This window comes from Paraburkholderia sediminicola (assembly GCF_046027825.1).
In the GTDB taxonomy this organism is placed as follows: domain Bacteria; phylum Pseudomonadota; class Gammaproteobacteria; order Burkholderiales; family Burkholderiaceae; genus Paraburkholderia; species Paraburkholderia sediminicola_D.
In genome coordinates, this window is the sequence record NZ_JAQQDU010000014.1 from 51,565 (window position 1) to 72,270 (window position 20,706).

20 protein-coding genes are annotated in these 20,706 nt (G+C 63.3%); 11 read left to right on the forward strand and 9 right to left on the reverse strand.

Annotation, left to right across the window (positions count from 1 at the left end; all coding sequences use genetic code 11):
- The first annotated feature begins 5 nt into the window (after window positions 1–5).
- Genes PQQ96_RS10210 through PQQ96_RS10240 form a run of 7 tightly spaced genes read left to right on the forward strand, consistent with a single transcriptional unit; the run spans window position 6 to window position 5,950 of the window.
- Entirely contained in the window at window positions 6–1,070 is a 1,065-nt protein-coding gene (locus tag PQQ96_RS10210; RefSeq protein ID WP_408291330.1) for an ABC transporter ATP-binding protein, read from the forward strand.
- Complete coding sequence (locus tag PQQ96_RS10215; protein WP_408291332.1) at window positions 1,067–1,984, forward strand: ABC transporter permease; 918 nt, start codon at window positions 1,067–1,069, stop codon at window positions 1,982–1,984. The genes PQQ96_RS10210 and PQQ96_RS10215 overlap by 4 nt, the downstream gene beginning before the upstream one ends.
- Entirely contained in the window at window positions 1,981–2,775 is a 795-nt protein-coding gene (locus PQQ96_RS10220; protein ID WP_408291334.1) for an ABC transporter permease, read from the forward strand. The genes PQQ96_RS10215 and PQQ96_RS10220 overlap by 4 nt, the downstream gene beginning before the upstream one ends.
- On the forward strand, window positions 2,772–3,875 hold the full coding sequence (locus tag PQQ96_RS10225; RefSeq protein WP_408291335.1) for an NAD(P)/FAD-dependent oxidoreductase: 1,104 nt from the start codon (window positions 2,772–2,774) through the stop codon (window positions 3,873–3,875). Before PQQ96_RS10220 ends, PQQ96_RS10225 begins: the two co-directional genes overlap by 4 nt.
- Window positions 3,853–4,161: a (2Fe-2S)-binding protein gene (locus PQQ96_RS10230; protein WP_408291337.1), complete on the forward strand. Its 309-nt coding sequence runs from the start codon at window positions 3,853–3,855 to the stop codon at window positions 4,159–4,161. Before PQQ96_RS10225 ends, PQQ96_RS10230 begins: the two co-directional genes overlap by 23 nt.
- A complete protein-coding gene (locus tag PQQ96_RS10235) occupies window positions 4,158–5,591 on the forward strand; it encodes an FAD-dependent oxidoreductase (RefSeq protein ID WP_408291339.1) in 1,434 nt (477 codons plus the stop codon). Before PQQ96_RS10230 ends, PQQ96_RS10235 begins: the two co-directional genes overlap by 4 nt.
- A 38-nt stretch (window positions 5,592–5,629) precedes the next feature.
- Window positions 5,630–5,950, forward strand: coding sequence for a RidA family protein (locus PQQ96_RS10240; RefSeq protein WP_408291341.1), 321 nt, complete (start codon window positions 5,630–5,632; stop codon window positions 5,948–5,950).
- Between the two features lie 7 nt (window positions 5,951–5,957).
- Here the strand turns inward: PQQ96_RS10240 and PQQ96_RS10245 are convergent, their stop codons facing one another.
- A complete protein-coding gene (locus tag PQQ96_RS10245; protein ID WP_408291342.1) occupies window positions 5,958–8,714 on the reverse strand; it encodes a UPF0182 family membrane protein in 2,757 nt (918 codons plus the stop codon).
- A 251-nt stretch (window positions 8,715–8,965) separates the two neighbouring features.
- On the opposite strand from PQQ96_RS10245, the gene PQQ96_RS10250 reads away from it, so the two are divergent.
- The gene (locus PQQ96_RS10250; protein ID WP_408291344.1) at window positions 8,966–9,820 is read left to right on the forward strand and encodes a helix-turn-helix transcriptional regulator; all 855 of its coding nucleotides are present in this window, start codon (window positions 8,966–8,968) and stop codon (window positions 9,818–9,820) included.
- 36 nt (window positions 9,821–9,856) lie between these two features.
- On the opposite strand, the gene PQQ96_RS10255 is transcribed toward PQQ96_RS10250, so the two are convergent.
- Both PQQ96_RS10255 and PQQ96_RS10260 read right to left on the reverse strand, forming a co-directional pair.
- On the reverse strand, window positions 9,857–10,498 hold the full coding sequence (locus PQQ96_RS10255; RefSeq protein ID WP_408291346.1) for a DsbA family protein: 642 nt from the start codon (window positions 10,496–10,498) through the stop codon (window positions 9,857–9,859).
- A gap of 32 nt (window positions 10,499–10,530) precedes the next feature.
- Window positions 10,531–11,376, reverse strand: a complete 846-nt coding sequence (locus PQQ96_RS10260; RefSeq protein ID WP_408291456.1) for an MBL fold metallo-hydrolase — start codon at window positions 11,374–11,376, stop codon at window positions 10,531–10,533.
- A gap of 149 nt (window positions 11,377–11,525) precedes the next feature.
- On the opposite strand from PQQ96_RS10260, the gene PQQ96_RS10265 reads away from it, so the two are divergent.
- Window positions 11,526–12,416, forward strand: coding sequence for a LysR family transcriptional regulator (locus tag PQQ96_RS10265; RefSeq protein WP_408291348.1), 891 nt, complete (start codon window positions 11,526–11,528; stop codon window positions 12,414–12,416).
- A 38-nt stretch (window positions 12,417–12,454) separates the two neighbouring features.
- On the opposite strand, the gene PQQ96_RS10270 is transcribed toward PQQ96_RS10265, so the two are convergent.
- A complete protein-coding gene (locus PQQ96_RS10270) occupies window positions 12,455–12,727 on the reverse strand; it encodes a hypothetical protein (protein ID WP_408291350.1) in 273 nt (90 codons plus the stop codon).
- A 491-nt stretch (window positions 12,728–13,218) separates the two neighbouring features.
- Between PQQ96_RS10270 and PQQ96_RS10275 the strand changes: the two genes are divergently transcribed.
- On the forward strand, window positions 13,219–13,878 hold the full coding sequence (locus PQQ96_RS10275; RefSeq protein WP_408291352.1) for a M24 family metallopeptidase: 660 nt from the start codon (window positions 13,219–13,221) through the stop codon (window positions 13,876–13,878).
- Window positions 13,879–13,937: 59 nt separating this feature from the next.
- On the opposite strand, the gene PQQ96_RS10280 is transcribed toward PQQ96_RS10275, so the two are convergent.
- Window positions 13,938–15,431, reverse strand: coding sequence for a sensor histidine kinase (locus tag PQQ96_RS10280; RefSeq protein WP_408291353.1), 1,494 nt, complete (start codon window positions 15,429–15,431; stop codon window positions 13,938–13,940).
- Window positions 15,428–16,183, reverse strand: coding sequence for a response regulator transcription factor (locus PQQ96_RS10285; RefSeq protein WP_408291355.1), 756 nt, complete (start codon window positions 16,181–16,183; stop codon window positions 15,428–15,430). Before PQQ96_RS10285 ends, PQQ96_RS10280 begins: the two co-directional genes overlap by 4 nt.
- A gap of 216 nt (window positions 16,184–16,399) precedes the next feature.
- Between PQQ96_RS10285 and PQQ96_RS10290 the strand changes: the two genes are divergently transcribed.
- The gene (locus PQQ96_RS10290) at window positions 16,400–18,295 is read left to right on the forward strand and encodes a cytochrome c biogenesis protein DipZ (protein WP_408291357.1); all 1,896 of its coding nucleotides are present in this window, start codon (window positions 16,400–16,402) and stop codon (window positions 18,293–18,295) included.
- 45 nt (window positions 18,296–18,340) lie between these two features.
- Here PQQ96_RS10290 and PQQ96_RS10295 read toward each other — a convergent pair whose 3' ends face one another.
- From PQQ96_RS10295 to PQQ96_RS10305, 3 genes are read right to left on the reverse strand one after another with little or no spacing between them, the layout of a single operon-like run.
- Entirely contained in the window at window positions 18,341–19,213 is an 873-nt protein-coding gene (locus tag PQQ96_RS10295; protein WP_408291359.1) for a DMT family transporter, read from the reverse strand.
- The gene (locus tag PQQ96_RS10300) at window positions 19,206–20,024 is read right to left on the reverse strand and encodes a DUF2182 domain-containing protein (RefSeq protein WP_408291361.1); all 819 of its coding nucleotides are present in this window, start codon (window positions 20,022–20,024) and stop codon (window positions 19,206–19,208) included. Before PQQ96_RS10300 ends, PQQ96_RS10295 begins: the two co-directional genes overlap by 8 nt.
- The gene (locus PQQ96_RS10305; RefSeq protein WP_408291363.1) at window positions 20,021–20,623 is read right to left on the reverse strand and encodes a DUF1326 domain-containing protein; all 603 of its coding nucleotides are present in this window, start codon (window positions 20,621–20,623) and stop codon (window positions 20,021–20,023) included. The genes PQQ96_RS10300 and PQQ96_RS10305 overlap by 4 nt, the downstream gene beginning before the upstream one ends.
- Between the last annotated feature and the right edge of the window lie 83 nt (window positions 20,624–20,706).

Genomic DNA, 20,706 nt, shown 5'->3' on the forward strand with positions numbered 1-20,706 from the left:
AACTCATGACTTATTTATGCATCGAACGCCTGAACAAGCAGTACGGCGAGACTTTCGTGGTTGACAGCCTAAGCATCGACGTCGCGCGCGGGGAATTCGTCTCCCTGCTGGGACCGTCGGGCTGCGGCAAAACGACGACCCTGCAGATGATCGCTGGCTTCGTCGAACCTACGTCGGGCGATATCAGCCTGGAAGGCCGATCGCTGGTCGGCACGCCGCCTGCAAAGCGCGGCCTCGGCATTGTGTTCCAGAGCTACGCACTGTTTGCTCACATGACGGTTGCGGAGAACGTTGAGTTCGGGCTGCAGATGCGGCGCGTCGACGGGGCGGCCCGTGAGCGCCGGTGTATGACCGCGCTCGACCTGGTTCAACTCGGCCGCCATGCATCGAAGTACCCGCGCGAACTGTCGGGAGGGCAGCGTCAGCGAGTCGCGCTCGCGCGTGCTCTCGTCATCGAGCCGCCCTTGCTGCTGCTTGACGAGCCGCTGTCCAACCTGGACGCGAAACTGCGTCACGATATGCAGGCCGAGTTGCGTGCAATCCAGCAGAAGGTCGGTACCACGACCATCATGGTCACGCATGATCAGGCGGAAGCATTGGCAATCAGCGACCGCGTCGCGCTCCTGAATCAGGGTGCGGTGGTCCGTTTCGATACCCCGACCGGCATCTATGACGATCCCGGCAGTCTCTTCGCCGCAGATTTTATGGGTCGCGCCAATGTGTTGCATGGACACGTGTCGCACGACGGCGTGGAGCGGGTGCTCAAAGTGGGGCCCACGAGTCTGCCGCTTGACGCGCCGCACGCATGCGGCGAATACGCATTCTCGCTACGTCCCGAACGCATCGAACTGGTCGCAAGCGGTGCCGGACACGTGGACGGGCTCGTCAAGGCGTGCGCGTTTCACGGCAACTGCTGGTCGGTCAACGTGAGTACTGATATCGGCGAACTGCAGGTGCAGCTTGCGAACGGTGGCGGCGATGTCGCGAACGTCGGCGACGCGGTTGGCCTCAACTGGCCCGGCGGCGCGCTGCGTCCGCTCGCGCCGCACGCTGAAGGTGGCCCACGATGAGCGCCGCCCGCCCCATGATCCGGCCACTGCCACCACGCGCCCCTCGCCGCAAGCGGCCGGACGGTCCGCTCCTCGTCGCGCCCGTGACGCTGCTGTTCGCGTTGCTGCTCATCATTCCGATGGCGCTCGTCAGCGTGCTGAGCCTGCAAGGCTTCGACGCGGCTTCGGGCGGTGTGCTCGACGTCTACTCCTGGCATAACTATGCGCAGATCGTCGTCGATCCGTACTATCACGAGATCTTTCTGCGCACGTTCGGACTCGCGCTCAGCGTGACCTTTGGAACGGTCGTGCTGGGTGTGCCCGAGGCCTACATCATCTTCCGCATGTCGGCTCGCTGGCGCGCGTTCTTCCTGATTCTGACGCTCGGGCCATTGTTTATCTCGGCCGTCGTGCGCACGCTCGGCTGGTCGATCCTGCTGGACGGTCAGGGCGTCGTCGCGCAATTGCTCATGCGCCTTCATCTGGTCGACGCACCGCCGCAGACGCTGTTCTCGTTTTGGGCCGTGGTGGTGGTGCTGGTGCATGCACTGGTGCCGCTGATGGTGTTGTCCGTCTGGACCTCGTTGCAAAGCGTCGATACACAGATCGCCAACGCGGCCATCTCGCTCGGAGCCGGCCCACTCACGGTATGGCGCCGCATCGTCCTGCCGCAGGCCACACCGGGCATTCTGTCCGGCAGCCTGATCGTGTTCGCCTTGAGCGCGAGCGCATTCGCGACACCTGCGCTGATCGGCGGCCGACGCATCAAGGTAGTCGCAACGGCAGCCTACGACGAATTCCTGCACAGCATGAACTGGCCGATGGGCGCCGCGATTGCGGTTTGCCTGCTGGTGCTGAATATCGGCGCCATTGGGCTCTATGGCCGCTTTGTCGAGCGACGTCTCAAACGCCGTTTTGGGGAGGCTACATCATGAATCGAAACGGTCCCGTTGCGCTCGGCTTTCACGCCGCGTTCACCGTGTTTCTGATCGCGCCGCTTGCGATCGTCTGTCTCGTCGCCTTCACGCCGAGCAATCTGCTCAGCGTGCCGACCATTCATTTTTCGATGCGCTGGTTCAAGGCGATCGTTGACGATCCGGATTTCACTCAGGCGTTTGCGAACAGTCTGTGGCTCGCGACGCTCTCCGCCACGCTCGCGGCGATCCTGGCCGTGCCGGCCGCGCTGGGTCTCATACGCTACCGCTTTGCCGGTCGCGACGCGATCAATTCGCTGCTGCTCTCGCCACTGATGATTCCACCCGTCGTGCTGGGCGTCGCGCTGCTGCAGCTGTTCACGCGCATTGGCGTGTCCGGGTCGTTTGTCTCGCTCGTGATGGCGCACGTGATGCTGGTGTTCCCGTATTGCCTGCGGCTCATCATGGCTTCGCTGGTCACGACGACGCGCGATGCCGAGCACGCCGCCGTCTCGCTCGGGGCAAACGCATGGACCACCTTTCGGCGTATCACGTTGCCCGCGTTAGTGCCGGGTATTGCCGCCGGCTGGGTGCTGGGTTTCGCAAGCAGCTTCGACGAGCTGACCGCAACGATCTTCATCGCGGCGCCGACCACGATCACGCTGCCGGTGCGTATCTACATGAGCATGACTGAAACCGTCGATCCGATGGTCGCGGCAGTCGCAACGGTGATCATGGCGGTCACGCTTGGCCTGATGTTCGTACTCGACAGGCTCGTGGGGCTCGACAAGGTTCTGATGGGGAAGCATTGATGAAACAGGAATACGACTTTGCGATCGTTGGCGGCGGTCTGGTTGGGATGGCGATCGCTTACGGGCTCACCAAGCGCGGCCAGAAGACGATCGTGCTCGATGGAGAGGATTCCAGCGTACGTGCCGCACGCGGAAACTTCGGCCTGATCTGGGTCTCGGGGAAAGGCAGGAGGCAGGTCGATTACGGTCGCTGGTCGCTCGAATCGGCGCTGCTGTGGCCAGCGTTCGCGGCTGAGCTTGAAGAAGCGTCGGCGCTTAGTATCGGCTACTCGCGCCCGGGTGGTATCAGCATCGCGATGACCGATGACGCGCTGGCGGGCAGTGTGGATGCGCTGTGCCACTTACACGCCCAGGATGCACGCCTCACGTACGACATTCTCGACCGTCAGCAACTGGCTGAACGCATCCCGGAGGTCGGCCAGAACGTGGCCGGTGCGGTCTACTCGGAAAACGACGGTCATGTGAGCCCGCTCTATACGCTGCGAGCGCTGTTCCTTGCCTTTGAGCGAGCAGGCGGCAACTACGTGCCGGAGGCGCCTGTGCAGTCGATTGAACGCGCGAACGGCGGCTTTCGTATCGACACCGGCAAGCGCACCCTCGAAGCTGGGCGCGTCGTGCTGTGTGCGGGTCTCGGCAACCGCGAACTCGCGCCGATGGTCGGACTCACCGCGCCCGTCGTTCCTCTGCGTGGTCAGATCCTCGTGACGGAACGCGTGCGTCCGTTCCTCAAGTACCCGACGATGTCCGTGAGACAGACGGCAGAGGGGTCGGTATTACTCGGTGAATCCGCGGAGGACGTGGGCATGGACGACGGCGTGACGCCTGAGATCGTCGCGCACATCGCCCGCAAAGCCGTGTCGCAGTTTCCTCTTCTGAAAAACGTGCGGGTCGTGCGCGCATGGGGCGCACTACGCGTGATGACATCGGACAGCATGCCTGTCTACGAAGAATCCGTGACGCATCCCGGTGCGTTTGTCGCAACCTGCCACAGCGGCGTGACGCTTGCTGCCGCGCATTGCGAATTGCTCGTCGCCTGGTTGCTCGGCGGCCAACGTCCTTCTCTTCTCGACTACTTCTATGCAAAACGTTTCTCTGTTTAGTCAGATCGACGGCGCGTCGCCCCGCACCGTGCGGATTGTCGTCGATGGGCGCAGTGTGGACGTGCCGGAATACGCCAGCGTGGCGGCCGCACTCCTGTACGCCGACGTCACTGTCTTCCGTCATACCCCTGTGGGTGCTGCGCCGCGCGCGCCGTATTGCATGATGGGTGTGTGCTTCGATTGTCTGGTTGAAATCGACGGCTTGCCGAACCAGCAGGCCTGTATGGTGCGCGTGCGCGACGGGATGGAAGTGAAAGCCATGGTTGGCGCGAGGGCACTCGTATGACAATCGAGACGGTGGACCTCGTGATCGTCGGTGCCGGCCCAGCCGGCATGGCATGCGCGCTTGATGCGGCGCGTGCCGGCCTCGATGTGCTGGTTCTGGACGAGAACCCGATGCCGGGCGGGCAAATCTATCGCAATGTCGGGCGCTCGCCGTTGCCGAATGCGGCGCTGCTCGGTGACGACTATACCCGGGGCGCGGATCTCGTCGCGCGCTTCGCGCAATCTGGCATACGCTACTGGCCCGAAACCCTCGTGTGGCAGATCACGCGCTCGCTGGAGATCAGCTTCACACGCCGCAGCGGTACCGCGGCGAGCGGACAGATTCAGGCGAAAGCCGTGATGGTCGCCAACGGCGCCTACGAGCGGCCGTGTCCGGTTCCGGGCTGGACCCTGCCTGGGGTCATGGGGGTTGGCGCGGCGCAGACGCTGTTCAAGTCGTCCGCGCTGCTACCCGATGGGCCGGTCGTGCTCGCAGGCAGCGGACCGCTCATGTATCTGTTTGCATGGCAGCTCATTCAGGCGGGCAGGGCACCGGCGGCCATCCTTGATACGACGCCTTCGCGCAACTATTGGCGTGCGCTTGCGGACTTGCCTCGCGCATTGCGTACGCCGGCGTATCTGCTCAAGGGCAGGCGTCTGCTGACTGCGATCCGGCGTAGTGGCATTCCACACATCCGGCATGTGACACGACTCTCGGTGGAAGGCGACGGTCGCGCAGACGCGGTGCAATACATCGCGAAAGGGCGTACGACGAGGCTCGCCGCGAGCGTCGTTCTGCTGCATCAGGGGGTCGTGCCGAATGTGCAACTCACACGCTCGATCGGCTGCGAGCATCGCTGGGACGAGGCACAACTTTGCTGGCATCCGTGCGCCGACGCATGGGGGGAGACCACGGTGTCGGGTCTCTTCATCTCGGGTGACGGCGGCGGCATCCACGGTGCAATCGCAGCTCAGACGGCGGGTGCGCTGACCGCGCTGGCCCTGTCTCATCGGCTTGGCGCGGTGAGTCGTGAGGCGCGTGATGAGCACGCCGCACCGCTGCGGCGCGAACTTGAGCGGCACCGTGCGGTGCGCCCTTTCCTCGATACGCTTTACCGTCCAGCAGACGCATTTCGCCGTCCCGCGGATGAAACCATCGTCTGCCGTTGCGAGGAAGTGCGCGCAGGCGAGATTCGTGCGATGGCGCGTCTCGGCTGCACCGGACCCAACCAGACCAAGTCGTTCTCCCGCTGCGGCATGGGGCCGTGCCAGGGACGCCTATGCGGCCTGACAGTCGCCAAACTGCTCGCCGAGGAACATGCGAAGCCCGTGGCGGAGGTTGGTTACTACCGTATCCGCCCACCCATCAAACCGGTGAGCCTCGGTGATCTCGCCGTGTCTCACATCCCTGACCTCAACGCAGCACAGCCGACGGAATTCGCACCCAAATGAATGCTTCCTCAATCGTAAGAACCGCTGGTAATGCACGCATGAGCAAGATGGTGCGTGCAGGTAACCTTCTCTTTCTCGCGGGCCAAACCTCGTCTGGCGCACCCGAGGCGCGCACCATCGAGGAGCAGGCCACCGAAGCGCTCGGGCGCATTGATGCATTGCTGGAGCAGGCGGGCAGCAGCAAGCATCAACTCCTGGCGGTAACGATCTATCTGAAGGATATGGCGCTGTTCGATCGCATGAACGCCGTCTGGCAAAACTGGGTCGATCCTCAGCATTTGCCTGCGCGCTGCACTGTTCAGGCGACGCTTGGATTGCCGGAGTTGCTGGTTGAGTTCAGTGTGACGGCTGCAGCTTAAGTCGTCATCACTTCTGCCCCTCCGACCGCCCCCCACCCAGCGCCTCGAGCAGTGGCCGCAAGGCATCCAGTTCCGCGCCGAAACCACTCCAGTCTCCCGCCTTCAATCGCTCGATCGCACGGTCATAATGTGCCAGCGCCTCGCGGGCACGCGCGTCCGCCGTGCCCTGCGGCGGCGAGGCGAGCGGGGCGCTTTCCTTGAAGAGCGCCGCGAGTGCGCCGCCCAAGGTTTCTTCCATCACCACCCGGTCCCCGTATGCGGCGATGACCCGCTTCAACTCGGGTAGTTGACCCGACTCCGCACGCAGGTAGAGCGGTGAGACGTAGAGGATGGAGTTCTCAATCGGCACGACGAGAAGATGGCCGCGAATGACGCGCGAACCCATCTGGTTCCACAGCGAAATCTGCTGCGAAATCTCGGTGTTCTGCTGGATGCGCGCCTCGATCTGGAAGGGCCCATAAACGAGCTTGTCCTTCGGGAACGCGTAGACGATAAGCTTGCCGTAGTTGGGTGGATCGCAACGCGCCGCGAGCCACGCGATCATATTGTCGCGCTGGCTGGGCACCATCGGCAGCATCAGGACGAACTCCTCGCTTGGTTCGTCAGGCAGTCGCATGATCATGTAGTAGGGCGTCATCGGCGTGCCGGGACTATTGCCACCATCAATGCCGATCAGTTCCCGCGGGAACTGCCAGAGATCCTCGCGGTTGTAGAACACCTCCGCCGCATCCATGTGGTAAGCCCGGTAAAGCTGCGCCTGAATCTGGAACAGATCTTCGGGGTAACGGATATGTTGCTGCAGGTCTGGGGGCATCGCCGCGAGCGACTTGAACAGGCCTGGGAAGATGTGCTGGTAAGTCCGTATGATTGGATCGTTAGGATCGCTGACATAGAAATCGACCGTGCCGTTATACGCATCGATCACTACCTTGACTGCGTTACGGATATAGTTGGCGCCGTCGCCGAAACCCGGCTGGGCGTAGGGGAACCAGCTGCTTGTCGTATAGGCGTCCTGCATCCAGAAAAGGCGCCCGTTGCTGATGACGAGATACGGATCATGGTCGAGGGTGAGGAACGGCGCGATCGTGCGCACCCGGTCCTGAATGTTACGGTGCAGCAGGATGCGGCTAGTGCTCGTGACGTAGTCGGTTAGCAGGATGTTCGGATCGTCGAACTGCCAGGCGAAGAGGCTGCGGCGCGCGGTGCTGCCGATGGCAATGCCATCGCTCCCGCTGTACTTGGTGTAAACGTTGTCCTTGCCCTTGGGGTAGTCGAATTCGGAGACGCTGCCCTTTACGATGACGTAGCCTTCACCGCCTTCACCGAAATACAGCCGCGGCTCGCGAATGGCAGGCCCGCCGTGGGCAACCGGCGGAATATCCTGCAGATAGAAGGAGGGCAAACCTTCCGTCGATTTTTCGGTGACGGGCGACATCACGACGCCGTTGCCGTGTGTGAACAGAAGGTGCAGGTTCACCCAGGTCTGGGCGTTCGGCGGAAGCATCGACGGCTCCAGTTCGCGGGCCGACAGCATCACTTGCCGGTAACCGGCGTCGAGCCGGTAGCGGTCGATGTCGACGGAGAGGAATTTGTAGTAAGTCCTGATCTCCTGCAACTGCGCGTAGGTGTCCAATAGCGGCTGTACATCCCACAGCCGAATGTTGTCGACGGTCGCGCGATTGACCTCGAGCGAGGTGAGGTTCAAATCCTGCTCGGCTGGAAACGGCTTGACCGCGATCTGGGTGAGACCGTAGGCCATTCGCGTGAGCGCGATATTGTGCTGGATATAGGGCGTCTCCAGTTGCAGCTCGCTCGGCTTGACATAGAGGCGCTGGAACAGTGCAGGGTAGATCAGAGCGAACACGAACGAGGTGCCGAACACCAGCAACAGCGAAGCGGCAGGGATTCGATAGTCCCGCCAGCGCATATTGACCCACGAAGCGACGGCCGCGGCGCTGGCAAGGCCGATGAGCACCCACAGGACCGGGAGTTCGACGTGAATGTCGGTATACCCGGCGCCGACCACGACGCCGTTATCGTCGTAGAGCAGCAAAAAGCGGTCGAGTGCGTAGGACCCGGCCTTCAGGACGAAGAACGCACCGAGCAGCGCGGAACCATGAGCGGTGGCAGCGGCAGAAAGTCCGAGCGGCGGCCGCTCGAACGTGATGTCGCCGCGTACGCCATAGACCACGGCTGCAACGATCGCACTGCAAACGAGCAACTGCAGCAGCCAGTTCTTGAACGCCAGATAGGCCGGCAGCGAGAACAGATAGAAGCCGATGTCCTGACCGAAGACAGGATCGCGCTCGCCGTAGGGCACCTGATGAAGGAAGCGCAGCACCAGGTCCCAGTTGGAGATCTGGCCGGCGGCGATGAGCAGTCCGAGGACGATAGCGCTGCCGGCAATGCTGGCGCGCCAGGGAATGCGCGGTGCGAGCTGGTCTGCCAGTTCACTGATGAACTCCGGCGTACCTGACAGACGGGCCGTTTCCACTTGCCAGCTACCGGGGCGCCTCGCGTAACGATGCGCAAGGAATCCCGAGGCGGCGATGACGCTCGCGGACGCTGCGAATACGGCGGCAAAGAGGAACGCCTTGGCGGAGACAGTCGTCCAGAAAACGCCGGCATAACCGATTGAAGAAAACCACAGCCAGTCGACCACGACGCCGGTGATGCGTCCGGCGACGATCAGGCAGCCCACGACGACCGCAGCCGCGATTCCGGCGCGTCTTAAGTACACGCGTGAGCCTGGTTGCGAACGCATCGCGCCTCCTTGGCCAGGACGCCACGCGTGGCTGCTGCGATCAGGCCTGCTTGAACCGCTGATCCGCCGTGAACCGGGCTGACCGGTTTGTCGATGCGCCGGTCAAAGCTGGCGCGCCGCTAACGCATGATTAGGGCCATAGATGATTGTAGTCCTCCTGGTGCGTCTTGCCCCCAATTCGCAACGTACGAGGCAAAATCATCCTGTTAAAGTGGTAGCGTTATCCATGTATACGTCCTAAGAGGTTAAGCATGGCTCGGACGAACGAGAATGACGGCGACAATCGGCTCGGCAACTATCTGAAGAACCGGCGGACGAAACTCGATCCTGCGTCCTTCGGCATTGCCGGTGGCCGGCGGCGGACGGCGGGGCTGCGTCGGGAAGAGGTGGCGCAGCGCGCCAATATCAGCGTGGCCTGGTACACGTGGCTGGAGCAGGGGCGCGGCGGCAATCCGTCAGCGGATGTGCTGGACCGCATCGCGGCGGCACTGATGCTGACCGAGGTCGAGCGCGAACACGTGTTTCTGCTTGGCCTCGGCCATCCGCCCGAAGTTCGCTATCGCGGCGGTGATGCGATCACGCCGCGGCTGCAACGCCTGCTCGATGCGCTGCCCTATAGCCCGGCAATCGTCAGGACTGCCACATGGGACGTGGTGGCCTGGAACCGCGCGGCCGCGACCGTGCTCAACGACTACAGCACCCTGCCACCCGAAAAACGCAACATCTTGCGCATGATCTTCTGCGATCCTCGCGTCCGTGCCGCGCAGTTCGATTGGACCAGCGTGGCCCGCGTCGTGGTGAGCGCCTTCCGGACCGATGCCGCACGCGCAGGCGCCGACGCGGAAGTGGCACCGCTCGTCGATGAACTGTGCCGGTCAAGTCCCGAGTTTGCCGCCATGTGGCGGGACAATGAGGTGCAAACGCACGGCGACGGGGTCAAGCACATCCGCCACCCCGTGCTGGGGCCGATCTCGCTGGAATACTCGTCGTTCGCTGTCGATGGGCGGCCGGATCTTCAGATGGTCGTCTACAACCCGGCGACACCGGCCGATCAGGAGCAGATCAGATCGCTGATCGAGAGAGCGCCGGCAATCGTTGTGGAGTGAGGCCCGGGGCGTGACAAACATGCCCGCAAGCCTCGTCTAGGCCTTCATCAATCCCGCCAGATGGCCTGCCCACGCTGCCGGCTGCCCGAGCCAGCGGCCCATGTCCAAGGTGTCGAACTGTCCGTTGTTTCGTTCGAGTGCGAAGGTCGGAAAACCCTGGGCGCCGACTTGCGCGAGCAGCCGACGGCTCTCGGCAATGTGCTCCCGGGTCGCGTCGCCGCTCAGCCGCGTGAAGGCTTGCCGAAACTCGGCTGCGTCGAGACCGAGTTCCGTGGCCAGTTCGACGAGCACGTCGACATCGGCGATGCGTCGTCCTTCGACATAATGGGCGCGCTGCAGCCGCGCAATCATGTCGAGGCCGCGATCCGCCAATGCGTCTGCGGCGAGCACGGCCGTCGTTGGCGGTTCCGAATCCATGACGGCACCGGTATCACGCAGCAGCCCGTCGAAATAAGCGGTGCCGAATGGCTGGCCGGTGAGGTCCTCGATGCGCCGGTCGTGCGGCATCACGTACGTGCGCCACTGCGGCGTAATCGGCCGGCGGTTGGCGCCCGTGAGCATGCCGCCGCCGTGGAATTGAACGGTGAGTCCGGGAACCTCGCGGGCCGCCGCGACGAGCGGTGCAGCCGCGTAGCACCAGCCACACAGCGGATCGAAGATGTAGTGCAGAACGGTCATGGGGTGTTCTCTATGCGGTTTAAAGACGTGGCTTACTGTGGCCACTTCATCTCGCCCTTGGCGACCTTGGCGCTCAACGCTAGCGAAGAGTCGTCGCCGAGGCCGGGGTAGGCCTGTTTCATGGCGGCGACCAGCGCGGCCGAGTTATCTGCCTTGGCGGCCGCCTGTTCGAACGTGGTGAGATAGTCCGAGGTGAAAGTCACCGCCGCGACGCCCTTCGGCATCTCGCCGAGATAATGGCCTGGCACCACGGTTACGGGCTTGAGCGCTTCAATGCCACGGAGCGTTGTCTGCCAGTTCGCGCGGGATTCGGGCGTCTGCGTGTCGGCCGTCCAGACATGGATGCCGCTCGCCACCACCACCCCGCCTACCACGGTCTTCAGCGATGGAATCCAGACGTAGCTGCGCTCCGGACTCAGGCCGTTGAGCCCTCTGATCTCGAGGGCCTTGCCTTCAAGCATCAGGTGCTGTCCGCTCATGACTTCCGGCAGAACGAGCTTCTTCGGCGCATTGTCTTTCAGGATCGGCCCCCAGTAGGCGAATTTCCCGTCCATGGTGGCCTTGATCCCGGCGACCGTCTCTTTCGTGGCGACAATCTTCGCCTGCGGAAAGGCGGCCTGAATCACGTCGAGCCCGAAGTAATAGTCCGGGTCGCTTTGGCTGATGTAGACCGCGGTCAATTTTTTTCCACTGGCTTTGATCTTCTTCACGAGCGCTTCAGCATCGTTGCGCTGAAACTGCGCGTCGATCAGGATGGCGTCGCGCTTGCCCGTGATGATTTCGGAGGAAACGGGGAAGACGGCGTGCTCGCCGGGGTTGTAGACCTCGAGTTCAAGTGGCTGGGCCGAGGCGGCGGACGAAAGCGCACCGAACGCCATGGCGGCGAAGGCAGCGGTAAAAAAAGCGCGGCGAAGCAACACGGTTGTCCTTGTTCTGGAGAGTGATCAGGTTTTGGGAGAATATGTTGCATGATTCGGTTGAAAAACCGCTTGTCGTGAAACTATTGATTTCTTGAATCGGACGAATCGTGGACCGTATCGTTGCTGCTGAGGTTTTTGTTGCCATTGTCGAGCGGGGGAGTCTGATCGGTGCTGCCAATGCGCTGGATATGTCGCGCGCCATGGTGACGCGCTATCTGGCCCAGATGGAAACGTGGGCGGGGGCGCGGCTTCTGCATCGCACGACACGCAAGCTTGGACTGACCGCGGCTGGCGAAGCGACGCTCGCCCGCTGCCGGGAGATACGCGCGCTGGCGGAGCAGATGCCGATGGTGGCGGACCCGCAGACGGACGAGCCGCGCGGCATGCTGCGCATTGCGTGCGCCCAGTCGCTCGGGCAGCAGATCTTGGCGCCGGCGTTGGCGGACTACCTGCAGCGCTACCCGCGCACGGCAGTGGACTTGCAGATTGCCAATCAGACGGTGAATCTTGTCGAAGACCGGATCGACCTGGCGATCCGCATTACAAACCATCTCGACCCGAATCTGATCGCGAGGCCGTTAGCGAACTGCCCGTCAGTCGTGTGTGCGTCGCCCGAGTATCTGGAAGCACGAGGCAAACCGCGGCGCGCCGAAGATCTGGCGCTGCATAACTGCCTGACGTACTCGTATTTCGGCAAGAGTTTGTGGGTTTTCGACTACGAGGGGGAGCCGCTCAATATTCCGGTCAGCGGTAACTTGAGCGCGAACGAATCGACGGTCCTGCTCGAGGCCGCGGTTCACGGCGTTGGCATCACCATGCAGCCTGTTTTTGCGGCGGCACCACTCATTGCCGCCGGTAAGCTGGTGTCCTTGCTGCCGCTGTACCGTCCGCAGGACATGGGCATCCACGCGGTCTATACGTCGCGCCAGCATCTGCCGGCCACGCTGCGAACGATGCTGGATTTTCTCGCGGCGTGGTTTTCGTCGGACGGGTTTTGACGCTGCGCCGGTGGTCATCGGCTACTTCGGATGCGATGCTACTGAGTGCCGACGGTGCCGGGGTGATCGCCGCACATGCAGTGCGCGCCCAGTTCGAGGCTCTTGTCGTGTAGATGGCAGGTATGGCCATGCATCATCTGGCAGATCTTGTTGTCGCCGGCGGCTGGGGCCGCCGGGGCTGCCGCTGTTGCCATCGCGGGCGCGTTTTCCGTTTGCGCAGGCTGCCCGGCTGCGGGCTGCGCGGGAACGTTTTGCGCCGACGCCGTCGAACAGATAACGAAGGCAGCAAGCAAGGCGGTCAGTGTCTTCATGTTGGTCTCCAGATAAAAAGAAGGCATCGTGCGCGGCGGCCTTGCGTGCGAGCGCCCATGAAACGCTACCTCCCAGTCTGGGCCACGCTTCGGTCCAACGCTGATGAACTCGTTCCTGCGACCGCAGTCGGCTTACAGGACATAGACGCCGAGCGAATCGATTCCCGGCTGTACTCCGCTAACGGGAAATTCGACCCTACAGCGGATGCACAAGCCGGTAATCGACAAATTAACGATAGGACAAACTTGCTAGAAAACAATCGGGCTAATCTCTGCAACGCTTCCGATGCGGCGCAAGCGCAAGCGGCTCGGGACACGACTTGGGCCTGCACGTCCTGCGTACCGTTGCGACCCGAAGCGATCTGATAGATACCGCGTGCGGACAACGTCGGTAGGCTTGCTCAAGGCCAGAGTCGACGCTCAGCCGAAGCGTAGCGTGACACTGGATCTCTCGACCGTTATATTCAGGGAGATATAACCGGAGAAGATGGATGGACGTAGCGGCAAAGCAGGCGGTCGGAAGCAAATACGTGCTCGAGTCGATGAAATATGCGCAGGGCAAAACATGGGAGGGCGTGAACCAGTTGGCGCAACGGGTCCAGCCCGGCATGCTCGAGTCGGAAGCGACGGCCTTATGCACGAACGTGTTGAACGAGTTGGGCATGGACCGTATCTGGCATCCGGTGCTGGTGCGCTTCGGCGAGAACACGCTGAAGACGTTCAAGCAGCGATCGGATGGCGACCCGCGCCTCCAGGAGGACGATATTTTCTTCATCGACCTTGGGGTAGTCTGGGATCAGCACGAGGGTGATGCGGGCGCGACCTTTGTGGTCGGCAACGATGCGGAAATGAAGGCCTGTGCGGACGCCGCGAAGACCGTGTTCGACGACGTGGAGCAGCACTGGCGCTCGACGCGCGCGGGCGGCAAAGCGCTGTATGAGTTCGCCGGGCAGCGCGCCGCGGCGCTCGGGTGGCGTCTGAATCTGGAGATCAAAGGCCACCGTGTCAGCGACTTTCCGCACGCCATCTACAAAGCGGGCAATCTGGGCGATTTCGCGGATTGTCCGGACGCCGGTCTCTGGATTCTCGAAATCCAGCTTGCCCATCCGACCCGGCCGTTCGGCTCGTTCTATGAGGACTTGCTGATCTGATCATGCTCCCTACGCGTCACCCGTCACCCGTCACCGCGGCGGCGCGTTCGCACGATCAATCAGGACGGGATGCCGGCGACAGCCGGCTTGCTCGTAGTCGGCAGCTCGAAGCAGAACGTCGTGCCGGTTCCGTCGCGCTCGATGATGCGTATCTGACTGTGATGCAATTGCAGCATGCGCTGCACGATCAGCAAGCCGAGTCCGCCGCCGCGATGTGCGCCGCCTGAGCTAAACGGGCGTTCGAACAGCCCTTCGCGCTGCTCCGCTGGAATGCCTGGACCGGTGTCGCTGACCGTGACGGATACCTTGCCGTCCTTGTGCGCGAGATCGACGTCGATCTTGCCGTTGGCGGGGGTGTGGCGAATCGCATTGTCGAGCAGGTTCGTCAGCACGCGCTCGATCATGCCGAGATCGGCACAGACGTTTGGCAGACGAGGCGGAAAGCCGGCGCGCAGTTCGATGTGCCGCGCCTCGGCCGGCAACTCGAATTTCTGGAAGACGTCCTGGACCAGATCGATCAGCGAGAATTGTTCGAGCGCGGGTTGCACGTTGCCGTGTTCGAGCCGGGCCAGTTCGAAGAGCGCCTGCGCGAGCCGCCCGACCTTGACGCTTTGCGCCAGGGCAATCGCCAGATAGCGTTTGCGCTCCGTTTCGCCGAGCGTGTCGGCCTTGAGCGACAGCGTCTCCAGGTAGCCGTGCAAAGAGGTGAGCGGGGTGCGCAGGTCGTGCGAAATATTGGCGATCAGCTCGCGCCGTTGCTGGTCCTGTCGCGTCAGCGCACGCCACTGGTCGCCAATGCGGCTAGCCATCTGCGCGAAGGTTGTTTCGAGCACGGCGATTTCGTCGCGCTGTCCGGCCGGGGCCGAGCGCGGCACGGCCGGCTGGGTGTCGGGCTCGCCGTCGGCATCGAAACGGCGCATGGCGTCGGTCAGGCGGCGCAGCGGCCGCGTGATCAGGGCGAAGGCCGTCAAGCCAGCGAGCAAACCGAGCAGCGCGACCAGCGCCATCGACCACAGCGTGGTGCGCAAAACCGAACTGGCGGCCACGCGGGCGGCGAGCGCGTCGTGCGCCTCGCCGAGCAGGACGACATAGATATAGCCGGAGGGCTGCTGGCCGCTCAGTTGCAGCGGTGCGGCGCTGAAGACCTTTTTTCCGTCGAGGCTGCGCGGGTCGTCGCCGAGGATCGGCAACGCTTCTCCAGCGATGAATTGCCGGATGGGCGCGAGGTCCACCTGCTCGCGCTTGACGTGGCCTTCGGGGGCGTCGTCACCCTTGATGCGCCCCTGGTTGTCGAGCAGGTACACCTCGACGCTCGGATTGACCATCATCAACTGGCCGAAGAGCTGGCGCACCGCGTCGGGCCGCAGGCCGTTCGCATCCATCAACGTCGTGCGGTGCGCGATATGGTCGGCGAGGTCGCGCGACAGGCTTTGCACGACTTCCTTTTCGTGCAGGTCGCTCGAACGGATCTGCAGCCACGCCGACGCGCCGCAGCACGCCAGCAACAGCGCGGAGAACACGAGCGAGAGTCGCTGGGTCAGTGTCAGCATCACGGCGTGTCCTGATGTGCGGTGCCGGACGCCGTCCCGTCGCCTGGCATGCCCGGCACCGCGAGCTTGTAGCCGCGCCCCCAGACGGTCAGGATGCGCTCAGGCTGGGCGGGATCGGTCTCGATCTTCGCGCGCAGCCGGTTGATGTGGGTGTTGACGGTGTGTTCGTAGCCTTCGTGCTGATAGCCCCACACGGCATTGAGCAGGTCCATCCGCGAGAACACTTTGCCTGGATGCTGCGCGAAGAAGTACAGCAGGTCGAATTCACGCGGTGTCAGTTCGATGGGCTTGCCGTCGACGGTGGCCTCGCGCGCCAGTGGATCGATCGTCAGGCCGGCAATCTGCAGACTGCCTGCGTCGATGCGCGAGTCTTTCGCCATGGCTTCGACGCGGCGCAGCAAGGCCTTGACGCGCGCCACCAGTTCGAGGACCGAGAACGGCTTGGCCAGGTAGTCGTCGGCGCCGAGTTCGAGACCGAGAATCCGGTGGACTTCGCTCGACCGTGCGCTGGTGATGATGATCGGCGTGTAGCGTGTCATCGCGCGGGCGCGCCGGCAGATTTCCAGTCCGTCGACACCGGGCAGCATCAGGTCGAGGATCAGCGCGTCCCAGCCACCTTGTTCCAGCAGGCGCAGCCCTTCGTCGCCGTCGGCGCTGTGCACGACTTCGTAGCGTTCGTCGCGCAGATGAAGACTCAGCACGTTGGCGATGTCGACGTCGTCTTCGACGATCAGGATGCGCTTTGGGTGGTCCATGGAGGGCTTTTGTGGCGGGTGAGGGCCGTGATTCACAGCGTTGGAAAGAACTGGCGCCGGTCACAGCGCGCCGTTGCGCCATTGTGCAAAATTTTCGGGCGGCGAGTTATCACATTTAATTTTACTTTTCGTGAGGACTTCGACATCCCCTGCGCTCTAGGATAGGGCCACTTTCATCCACTTCATCCACAACTGGCACCTACACCCGGAACCGACATGCTACTCATCGTTCTTGCCTATCTCGGTGGCGCTCTCACGATTCTCAGCCCATGCATCCTGCCGGTGCTGCCGTTTGTTTTCGCGCGTGCCGATCAGCCGTTCGTGCGCAGCGGCTTGCCGTTGCTCGCGGGCATGGCGCTGACGTTCGCCATTGTTGCGACCCTGGCCGCCGTGGGTGGTGGCTGGGTCACCCAGGCTAACCAGTATGGCCGCTGGCTCGCGATCGTATTGCTCGCCGTCTTCGGACTGACGCTGCTCTTGCCGCGTTTCGCCGATCATTTGATGCGCCCGCTGGTGAGCGCCGGCAATCGCCTGTCGAACTTCGCGCAGGGCGACGGTCAGCAGGTTCGCGCGGGCTCGTCATTTCTGCTGGGCATTGCGACCGGCCTGCTGTGGGCACCGTGCGCCGGTCCCATTCTCGGCCTGGTGCTGACCGGTGCGGCATTGCGGGGCGCCAGCGTCGGCACCACGCTGTTGCTGGTTGCCTATGCGGCGGGTGCCGCGACGTCGCTTGCGGTGGCGCTGCTGATCGGTGGGCGCGTTTTCACGGCAATGAAGCGCTCGCTGGGTGCCGGCGAATGGATTCGCCGCGGGATCGGTGCGGCGATGCTATGCGGCGTGGTGGCGATTGCGCTCGGTCTCGACACAGGCGTGCTGGCGCGTGTATCGACCATCGCGACTGGTGGCCTCGAACAGAAACTGGTGGACAAGCTTTCGCCGGGTGCGACGCCGGCCAATCCGGTGCCGGCAGGTAGTGCGGGCAATGAAGCGACCAACGAGGCGGCCAATGCACCGACCCATGCTGCGGCCAACGATGCCGCGATGACCGCCAACCCCGCCGCCGATGCAAGCGCCGCCGTCGACTCCGGCGCGATGATGCGCGCAGCGCAAGCCACGCCGGGCGGCGCGGCCCCGTTGCCCGTCGAAGGCGTGTTACCGACGCTGAACGGCGCGGTCCAATGGCTGAATTCACCGCCCCTGACGGTTCAGGATCTGCGTGGCAAGGTCGTTCTGGTCGACTTCTGGACGTACTCGTGTATCAACTGCCTGCGTTCGCTGCCCTACGTTAAAGCGTGGGCGCAGAAATATAAGGATCAGGGCCTGGTCGTGATTGGCGTGCACGCGCCCGAATTCGCGTTCGAGCGCAAAATCGACAACGTCAGGAAGGCCGTCCATGACCTCGGCGTTGACTATCCCGTCGCCATCGATAACAACTACGCGATCTGGCGCGCGCTGAACAATCAGTACTGGCCAGCGCACTATTTCGTCGACGCGAAAGGGCAGATTCGCTATCACCATTTTGGCGAAGGCGACTATGCGGAGTCCGAAAAGGTGATTCAGCAACTGTTGGCTGAAGCGGGTCATGCAAGTGCGTCGAAGGTCGCGCTCGGCATTGCCGGTACGAGCGCACAAGGCGTGCAGGCAGCGGCAGACAACGCCGATATGCAGTCGGGGGAAACCTACATTGGCTACGAGCGCGCGGAGAATTTTGCGTCGCCCGGCGGTGAGGCAGAGGACAAGGTGCACACCTATTCGGCGCCGTCACAGCCTGCCGTCAACGATTGGGGGCTGGCGGGCGCATGGAAGGTGGGCGCCGAACATGCGACGCTCGCGGCAGCGTCGGGTCGCATCGTCTACCGCTTTCATGCACGCGATCTGCACCTCGTGCTGGGTCCGGGCGCGGACGGCAAGCCGGTTCGCTTTCGCGTGAGCGTGGATGGTGCCGCACCGGGTGCCGCGCACGGTACCGACGTCGCCGCCGACGGCAGCGGCACCGTGACCGAACAGCGTCTTTACCAACTCGTGCGGCAGACCGGCGATGTCACCGATCACACGTTCTCGATCGAGTTTCTCGATCCCGGCGTGCAGGCGTATGCATTTACGTTCGGCTAAGCCGAGCCGGGCGGGCGGCCTTGAACTTCGCCGGCACGATGGACGCTATGTGCGCGACTTGCTGGCCAGCACCATCGCGATACCGCCAAGAATCGTAGCGGAAGCCGCAGCCAGGCGCGGCGTGATCGCTTCCGACAGGAACGCCACGCCGCCAAATGCAGCGATCAGCGGCACCGACAACTGGACAGTGGCGGCTCGCATGGCGGTAAGCTTGCTCAGCGCCGCATACCAGATGACATACCCGATGCCGGACGTGAGCGCGCCGGAGGCAATCGCGAGAGCAACCCCGGCCTTGTTCGCGTAAGCGCGGGCGTTGGCGATGAAAAGCACGCTCAGCAAGAGGGCAAGCGGGGCCGCCCGCGCGAAGTTTCCCGCCGTCGCGGCGAGCGGGTCGGCCACGCCGCGGCCACGCAACGAGTACACGCCCCATGCGACGCCCGCTATCGCCATCAACGCCGCGCCAACGAGCGGCGGCGCTGCGATCCCCGGCGACACCAGGTAGACAAGCCCTGCGACTGCCAGTGCGAGACCGAGCCATGCGAGGGGGCCGAACTTTTCGCCGGAGCGCAAACCCACGCTGAACATCGTCAATTGAACTGCGCCGAACAGAATCAATGCGCCCGTGCCTGCGGACAAAGTGAGATACGCGAAGGAGAAGAAGGCGACGTAAGCAAGCAGCGCGGCAGCGGCGAGCCAGTCGGCATGGCGGGCCGCGGGCCGTTCTGACCTGAACCGCACGATGACGGCGAGCATGATTGCTCCCGAAACCAGCCTGATGCCGGCGAAGCTGACCGGATCGATTGCCCCCCGCTGCAGCGCGAGCCGGCACAGCAGCGAATTAGCCGCGAAGGCGAGCATCGCCACCGCAGTGAGCACAGTCGTCTGCAAAATGAACACGCCACCGCGCGCCTCATGCATGGGTCACGACCAGAACGACTGCCCACGACAAAAGCGCCACGCCGAGGGGCGTGCTGAGACGCTTGCCCCAGCGAACGTTCTTTTCGATCGCCATCACGGCGGCAAGCACGAGCATCCAGCCGAGGCTGCCGGTACCGAGCGCGAACATCAATAGCATCAGCGCCCAGCAGCACCCGACGCAGAACAGGCCGTGCCGCGCGCCAAGCGCGAACGCATTGCGCGCTTGCGCGTGCCCACGCCAGTGCTCGATGACGAAGCTCAAGGGCGTGCGGCACTTTTCAAGGCACCGGTACTTGAGCTTGCTGAACTGAAACGCGCCAGCCACCGCAATGACTGCGACGCCGATCAGCCAGCCATGCCAGGCCAGCGTGGGTACGCTGGCGAGCAGGGACAGCACTGCACTGTGAAGTGCATGCGCCAGGAGTCCGAAGGCGCCCCACACCGTCATGTAGCCCATGCCGAGCAGCATAAGAAGGCACCCATGGTCTGGGCGCCCAGCCGTCAACCGGTCGAAGGCATTGAACAACGGCAAGGTGGTCGGCAGCATCATGGCCGCTGTCATGAGGATCCATGCGACAGCGTAGAGCACCGTGGGCACGACCACGTCTCCGGCGGGAACGACACGGCACAGAAATGCCGCCGGTCCTGACGCTGTCCAGTCACCGTGCTCGATATAGCGTCCGTATGGACTGCGCGCCCACGCCCATAACACCACCCACGCGAGCGCAATGAGCGCAGCCAGGACTGGCACGAACACGTGAACATGACGCGAGGCGCGGGACGGCGGCGGGCCTGCCGTCGTCGGGCTCATGCGTCGAAGACGAACGTGCTCTGCAGGGCGTTGTGGTTTTTGATGTCGAGGTCGATGCCGAGTGCGGGATTCTTCGATCGATAGGTCGGGGCCTTGCCGACAAACACCGGAGCGCCGGGCACGGTCGAGAACACGGTGTCGGACAGGGTGGTCTGGCCACCGGTCGCGCCGAGATAGGGCTCGAGTTCAGCGTAGTAGTTCGTGCCGATCTCGAGTTCGCCTTTGCCTGCGACCACGGTGAAGCGGATCGGCGCTCGCTCCACGGATACGACCTGGCCGATGAGCTTGACGAGATCGGCAACCGGTCCGCCGGCCTGGCCGGTGTAGACCTTCAGCAGTGCCTCTTCCTGCGCCTCAGAAGCCTGGTCGTCGACATAGACCGCGGCAGTCCAGTTGCCTTGCAGGATATTGCCAGGCACATGGGCAACGACCGCGAGGGTATTGCCGGCCACGTCGACGCCGTCAACCGTTCCCTTGTCTATACGCCACGCGACAATCGTGTCGCAGGTGCCGTTGTCAGGGTCCTCGCCGATCCAGCAGGGGCAAAGTACCTTGCAGTTGCAAACTTCGAGCAGACGACCTTCCAGGTGATAACTCATACGAACCTCCATTGAAGGCACGCGAACACCGACTTGTCGCCGCGGGGCGCGGCTGCAAGAGAGAGTAATTTTCCTGCTGCGGG

Bases quoted from the DNA above. Each gene is read 5' to 3' on its own strand.
- PQQ96_RS10210 (WP_408291330.1), top strand. From the start codon at position 6: ATGACTTATTTATGCATCGAACGCCTGAACAAGCAGTACGGCGAGACT.
- PQQ96_RS10215 (WP_408291332.1), top strand. From the start codon at position 1,067: ATGAGCGCCGCCCGCCCCATGATCCGGCCACTGCCACCACGCGCCCCT.
- PQQ96_RS10220 (WP_408291334.1), top strand. From the start codon at position 1,981: ATGAATCGAAACGGTCCCGTTGCGCTCGGCTTTCACGCCGCGTTCACC.
- PQQ96_RS10230 (WP_408291337.1), top strand. From the start codon at position 3,853: ATGCAAAACGTTTCTCTGTTTAGTCAGATCGACGGCGCGTCGCCCCGC.
- PQQ96_RS10235 (WP_408291339.1), top strand. From the start codon at position 4,158: ATGACAATCGAGACGGTGGACCTCGTGATCGTCGGTGCCGGCCCAGCC.
- PQQ96_RS10240 (WP_408291341.1), top strand. From the start codon at position 5,630: ATGAGCAAGATGGTGCGTGCAGGTAACCTTCTCTTTCTCGCGGGCCAA.
- PQQ96_RS10245 (WP_408291342.1), bottom strand. From the start codon at position 8,714: ATGCGTTCGCAACCAGGCTCACGCGTGTACTTAAGACGCGCCGGAATC.
- PQQ96_RS10250 (WP_408291344.1), top strand. From the start codon at position 8,966: ATGGCTCGGACGAACGAGAATGACGGCGACAATCGGCTCGGCAACTAT.
- PQQ96_RS10255 (WP_408291346.1), bottom strand. From the start codon at position 10,498: ATGACCGTTCTGCACTACATCTTCGATCCGCTGTGTGGCTGGTGCTAC.
- PQQ96_RS10260 (WP_408291456.1), bottom strand. From the start codon at position 11,376: ATGGCGTTCGGTGCGCTTTCGTCCGCCGCCTCGGCCCAGCCACTTGAA.
- PQQ96_RS10270 (WP_408291350.1), bottom strand. From the start codon at position 12,727: ATGAAGACACTGACCGCCTTGCTTGCTGCCTTCGTTATCTGTTCGACG.
- PQQ96_RS10275 (WP_408291352.1), top strand. From the start codon at position 13,219: ATGGACGTAGCGGCAAAGCAGGCGGTCGGAAGCAAATACGTGCTCGAG.
- PQQ96_RS10285 (WP_408291355.1), bottom strand. From the start codon at position 16,183: ATGGACCACCCAAAGCGCATCCTGATCGTCGAAGACGACGTCGACATC.
- PQQ96_RS10290 (WP_408291357.1), top strand. From the start codon at position 16,400: ATGCTACTCATCGTTCTTGCCTATCTCGGTGGCGCTCTCACGATTCTC.
- PQQ96_RS10295 (WP_408291359.1), bottom strand. From the start codon at position 19,213: ATGCATGAGGCGCGCGGTGGCGTGTTCATTTTGCAGACGACTGTGCTC.
- PQQ96_RS10300 (WP_408291361.1), bottom strand. From the start codon at position 20,024: ATGAGCCCGACGACGGCAGGCCCGCCGCCGTCCCGCGCCTCGCGTCAT.
- PQQ96_RS10305 (WP_408291363.1), bottom strand. From the start codon at position 20,623: ATGAGTTATCACCTGGAAGGTCGTCTGCTCGAAGTTTGCAACTGCAAG.